The organism is Oleiphilus sp. HI0043 (genome assembly GCF_001634935.1).
In genome coordinates this window covers 1-1,796 of the sequence record NZ_LWEY01001879.1, presented here as the reverse complement: position 1 = coordinate 1,796, position 1,796 = coordinate 1, and the positions used below count along the sequence as shown (strand labels likewise).

Below are 1,796 nucleotides of genomic sequence, written 5' to 3'. Positions count from 1 at the left end.
AGCAGGATTCTTTTCTGATTATTTTAGTTACACGAAAACAGAAAATCCAATCATGTTAGTACCTGGAATATTTGCCTTCGACTCAATTTCTATTGTCGATTATTGGCATCAGATTCCGAGCGCTATTGAAAGTCGTGGTGGTGAAGCTTATGTAGCTAAGATCAATGCTTTTGATAGTTCTGTGGGCCGAGGTGAAGAGCTGATCGCTCAGCTTGAGGAAATTAAAGCAAGTTCCGGTGGACGAATCGAAAAGTTCAACCTAATGGGTCATAGCCAGGGTGGTATGACTTCGCGTTATGTAATGGAAACACGTCCTGACCTTGTTGCGTCGGTTACTACGATGCATACGCCACATACTGGTTCGCCTATTGCAGACTTGGTGACAGATGTAGCTCCACCAGAAACAATTCGTGGAACGTTATTTGGCGCGTTTGCTAATGCAGTCGGTGATCTAGTTAACTTATTATCAGACAATAAAAAGTCCGACTCTGATATTTACGCTATGTTGGGAGAGTTTAATGCTCAAGGTGCAGCGCAATACAATGCAACTTACACGCATGGCTTACCGACAACTGAGTGTGGTAATGGGCCTTCGCAAGTGACGATCAATGGCGAAGATATCAAGCTCTATTCATGGAGCGGCACAGGTCATCTGACTGCTGTTGGGGATATTTCAGATACCTTGTTTGCCATCACAGGTTTAGCGTTTGATTCAGGTGAAGATAACGACGGTATTACCGGGCGTTGTGCATCTCACTTTGGCCAGGTTATTCGTGATGATTACTTCATGAACCACATTGATGCCAATAATCATGTCTTAGGATTAACATCATTGTTCGAGACTGATCCAAAGACCTTATTTAAGAAACATGCTAACCGCCTTAAGAAGGCTGGCCTATAAACGATTCCTAGAGAATTATGTGCTTTCCAATTTGGGCAATCAGGCAACCTTATACTGGAAATGCCGTTTTGGGGTCCTATGGGCCCCACTTTTTTAAGAGGTTATTATGACGATAAAAACCGGGTCGATTGCATCGATAGCAGTCATTTTCGTGGTATCGATTGCTTTGTATGAATACTTTGGTTACGCAGAAATAGGCTCGGATAGTGCGCCTGTTACTATGATAGAAGCCAGAAAAATTAACGAGTCTTTGTATCACAAACCCTATGAAGTGGAGGGTATCAAAGCGCTTTCTTCTTCATCACTCGCGGGAACTGATGTGAATCACAACTTAAGTGTTGATGAAAGTCAGAACTTGCTGGCTGATGAAGGTCTTAAAGATATGTTCGAATACTTCCTATCTACTCTTGGAGAGTATGAACTAGAGCAGGTCATTGCTTCAATCCAAGAAACTATTAAAGCAGAGCTAGGCGAGCCGGCTCGTTCACAAGCTCTGGACCTACTTAAACGTTATATTGACTACAAAATCGGTATCGAGGAGCTTCAGCAGGGTTTTGTTGTATACGATTCGGGAGTAAATATGCTCGATAAACTGATAGCTCAGCAGTCTGAGATTAAGACCTACAGAGAGCGCTTCTTTGATCAAGTTGAATATGAAGCATTCTTTGCTTCTGAAGATATCCAGAACAGGTTCTTGATTCAGCAGTTAAAAATCAACAGTGATGAAACACTAACAGCAACAGAAAAACAACAACATATAGAGATAGCGAGCCTTGAACTACCAGAGGACATTAGAGCAACGAGGCAGCGCGCTCAGCAACATGCATTGCTATCAGAACAAGTTAGAAAAATGAAAGCCGATAATGCGCCCGTTAGCGAAGTGTATCAGCTGCGG

General features: G+C 42.7%; 2 protein-coding genes. Both read left to right on the top strand.

Going from position 1 to position 1,796, the window contains the following annotated elements:
• Nucleotides 1-901 (top strand): triacylglycerol lipase (locus A3729_RS28840; protein ID WP_197476248.1); only part of this gene is annotated, 901 nt, incomplete at its 5' end.
• A 106-nt stretch (nt 902-1,007) separates the two neighbouring features.
• Nucleotides 1,008-1,796, top strand: a 789-nt coding sequence (locus tag A3729_RS28835; protein WP_068634544.1) for a lipase secretion chaperone, incomplete at its 3' end; no start/stop codon positions are given.